Genomic DNA, 3,930 nt, shown 5'->3' on the forward strand with positions numbered 1-3,930 from the left:
CCTCCCACATTTAAATCGCATTTCAAATCTGGATCAGTGGGTTCCTCTTGCAATCACCGTGACCGAGTCCTGACGATGAACACTGAATTTCGCAAACCGCTCCCCGGCAGCCGCCTGGATTACTTCGACGCCCGCGCGGCAGTCGAAGCCATCACTCCCGGCGCCTACGCCACCTTGCCCTACACCTCCCGCGTGCTTGCCGAGAACCTGGTGCGCCGTTGCGACCCGGCCACGCTCAATGCGTCCTTGAGCCAACTGATCGAGCGCAAGCGCGACCTCGATTTCCCGTGGTTTCCGGCCCGTGTGGTGTGCCATGACATCCTCGGCCAGACCGCGCTGGTCGACCTCGCCGGCCTGCGCGATGCCATCGCCCTGCAAGGCGGCGACCCGGCGCAGGTCAACCCGGTAGTGCCGACCCAGTTGATTGTCGACCACTCGCTGGCCGTCGAAGCCGGTGGTTCCGACCCGGACGCGTTCGAGAAGAACCGCGCCATTGAAGACCGCCGCAACGAAGACCGTTTCCACTTTATCGAGTGGACCAAAAAAGCCTTCAAGAACGTCGACGTGATCCCGCCCGGCAACGGCATCATGCACCAGATCAACCTGGAGAAAATGTCTCCGGTGATCCAGGTGCGTGACGGTGTGGCGTTTCCCGACACGTGCGTCGGCACCGACAGCCACACCCCGCATGTGGACGCGCTGGGCGTGATCGCCATCGGCGTCGGCGGCCTGGAAGCCGAGAGTGTGATGTTGGGTCGCGCTTCGTGGATGCGCCTGCCGGAAAGCGTTGGCGTCGAGCTGACCGGTAAATTGCTGCCGGGGATCACGGCCACCGACATGGTGCTGGCCCTTACCGAATTCCTGCGTCAGCAGAAAGTCGTGGGTGCCTGGCTCGAGTTCTTCGGCGAAGGGGCCTCGGCACTGACGTTGGGCGACCGTGCCACCATTTCCAACATGGCCCCGGAGTACGGCGCCACGGCGGCGATGTTCTACATCGACCAGCAAACCATTGCCTACCTCAAACTCACCGGTCGCGAAGATGAACAAGTCGCTTTGGTCGAACAATACGCGCGTCACACCGGGCTGTGGGCGGATGACCTCAAAGGCGCGCAATACGAGCGTGGCCTGACCTTCGACCTGTCCAGTGTAGTGCGCAACATGGCCGCCCGAGCAACCCGCATGCCCGTGTCGCTACCCGCGATCTGGCCTCCAAAGGTATCTCGGGCCAGTGGGACGACGTGCCGGGGCAAATGCCTGACGGCGCGGTGATCATCGCCGCCATCACCAGTTGCACCAACACCAGCAACCCGCGCAACGTGATCGCCGCCGGCCTGCTGGCGCGCAACGCCAACAGGCTGGGGCTGACGCGCAAACCGTGGGTCAAGTCGTCCCTGGCGCCCGGTTCGAAAACCGTGGCCATGTACCTGGAAGAGGCCGGCCTGGGCCATGAGCTGGAAAAGCTCGGCTTTGGCGTAGTGGCCTTCGCCTGCACCACCTGCAACGGCATGTCCGGCGCACTCGACCCGGTAATCCAGCAGGAGATCATCGACCGCGACCTGTACGCCACCGCCGTGCTCTCGGGCAACCGCAACTTCGACGGACGGATTCACCCGTACGCCAAGCAAGCGTTCCTGGCGTCGCCGCCGCTGGTCGTGGCGTATGCGATTGCCGGCACCATCCGTTTCGACATCGAAAAGGACGTGCTTGGCCTTGACGCTGATGGCAAAGAAATCCGCCTGCTGGACATCTGGCCGAGCGACGAAGAGATCGACGCGGTGGTCAAGGCCTCGGTCAAGCCCGAGCAATTCCGCGCGGTATACATCCCAATGTTCGCGATCCATGAAGACACCGGCCCCAAAGTCACGCCGCTTTACGACTGGCGCCCGCAAAGTACCTACATCCGCCGCCCGCCGTATTGGGAAGGTGCATTGGCCGGTGCGCGCCCGCTCAAGGGCATGCGCCCGCTGGCGGTGCTGCCGGACAACATCACCACTGACCATCTGTCGCCGTCCAACGCGATCATGCTGGACAGTGCCGCCGGCGAATACCTGGCGAAAATGGGCCTGCCTGAGGTGGACTTCAACTCCTACGCGACCCACCGTGGCGACCACCTGACCGCGCAACGCGCGACGTTTGCCAACCCTAAACTGTTCAATGAAATGGTGCAGGAAAACGGCAAGGTCAAGCAGGGCTCCCTGGCGCGCATCGAGCCCGAAGGCAAGGTCACGCGCATGTGGGAAGCCATCGAAACCTACATGGAACGCAAGCAACCGCTGATCATCATCGCCGGTGCCGACTACGGCCAAGGCTCGTCCCGCGACTGGGCCGCCAAGGGCGTACGCCTGGCCGGTGTGGAAGCGATTGCCGCCGAAGGGTTCGAGCGCATCCACCGCACCAACCTGGTGGGCATGGGCGTGTTGCCGTTGGAGTTCTTGCCGGGCACCGACCGTCACACCTTGCATATCGACGGCAGTGAAACCTATGACGTGGTCGGCGAACGTACCCCGCGTGCGCAGTTGACCCTGGTGATCAACCGCAAGAACGGCGAACGTGTCGAGGTGCCGGTAACCTGCCGCCTGGACACCGCCGAAGAAGTGTCGATCTACGAGGCGGGCGGCGTGTTGCAACGCTTTGCCCAGGACTTCCTGGAATCGGCGGCGACCGCCTGAAGAGGTTAACCATGGCACATGTAGCGCAAATCAAGATCCCCGCCACTTATATGCGTGGCGGCACCAGCAAGGGCGTGTTCTTCAGCCTTCGGGACCTGCCCGCGTCGGCGCAGGTCCGGGCGCCGCGCGCGATGCCTTGCTGCTGCGGGTGATCGGCAGCCCCGATCCCTATGACAAGCAAATCGACGGCATGGGCGGCGCCACGTCGAGCACCAGCAAAACCGTGATCCTCGCCAAAAGCACCCGCGCCGATCATGACGTGGACTATCTGTTTGGCCAGGTCTCCATCGACAAGCCCTTTGTCGATTGGAGTGGTAACTGCGGCAACCTGTCGGCGGCGGTGGGTTCGTTCGCCATCAGCGCCGGCCTGGTCGACCCGGCCCGCATTCCCCGCAACGGCGTCGCCGTGGTGCGCGTCTGGCAGGCCAATATCGGCAAGACCATCATCGCTCATGTGCCGATCACCGACGGCGCGGTACAGGAAACCGGCGATTTCGAACTCGATGGCGTGACCTTCCCGGCCGCCGAAGTGCAGCTGGAGTTCATGGACCCGGCGGCGGAAGAAGAGGGCGGCGGTGGCTCGATGTTCCCTACCGGTAACCTGGTCGACGACCTGCAAGTGCCCGGTGTCGGCACCTTCAAGGCCACGCTGATCAATGCCGGGATCCCGACAATTTTCATCAACGCCGAAGACTTGGGTTATACCGGCACCGAGCTGCAAGGCGCGATCAACAGCGACCCCAAGGCCCTGGCGATGTTCGAGACCGTGCGTGCCCACGGCGCGCTGCGCATGGGCTTGATCAAACACCTGGACGAAGCGGCCCAGCGCCAGCACACGCCGAAGGTCGCGTTTGTGGCCAAGCCTGCCGATTACGTGGCCTCCAGCGGCAAGGCGATCAAGGCCGGCGACGTCGACCTGCTGGTGCGCGCGCTGTCCATGGGCAAACTGCACCACGCGATGATGGGCACTGCGGCGGTGGCGATTGGCACGGCGGCGGCGATTTCCGGCACGTTGGTCAACCTCGCCGCCGGTGGCGTGGAACGTAATGCGGTGCGCTTCGGGCATCCGTCCGGCACCTTGCGCGTGGGGGCTGAAGCTACCCAGGTGAACGGCGAATGGGTCGTGAAAAAAGCCATCATGAGCCGCAGTGCGCGGGTGTTGATGGAAGGCTTCGTGCGCGTTCCCGGCGACTCTTTCTAAAGCCCAACACCGATCCCCTGTGGGAGGGGTAAAAAATGACCTGTGGCGAGGGAGCAAGCT

General features: G+C 63.5%; 2 pseudogenes. Both read left to right on the forward strand.

Going from position 1 to position 3,930, the window contains the following annotated elements:
* The first annotated feature begins 75 nt into the window (after positions 1–75).
* A pseudogene (gene acnD / locus JWR98_RS28900) lies at positions 76–2,669 on the forward strand (Fe/S-dependent 2-methylisocitrate dehydratase AcnD).
* An 11-nt stretch (positions 2,670–2,680) separates the two neighbouring features.
* Positions 2,681–3,870, forward strand: a pseudogene (prpF, locus tag JWR98_RS28905) (2-methylaconitate cis-trans isomerase PrpF).
* Positions 3,871–3,930 lie beyond the last annotated feature (60 nt).

Source organism: Pseudomonas lactucae (genome assembly GCF_016937615.1).
Lineage (GTDB): Bacteria > Pseudomonadota > Gammaproteobacteria > Pseudomonadales > Pseudomonadaceae > Aquipseudomonas > Aquipseudomonas lactucae.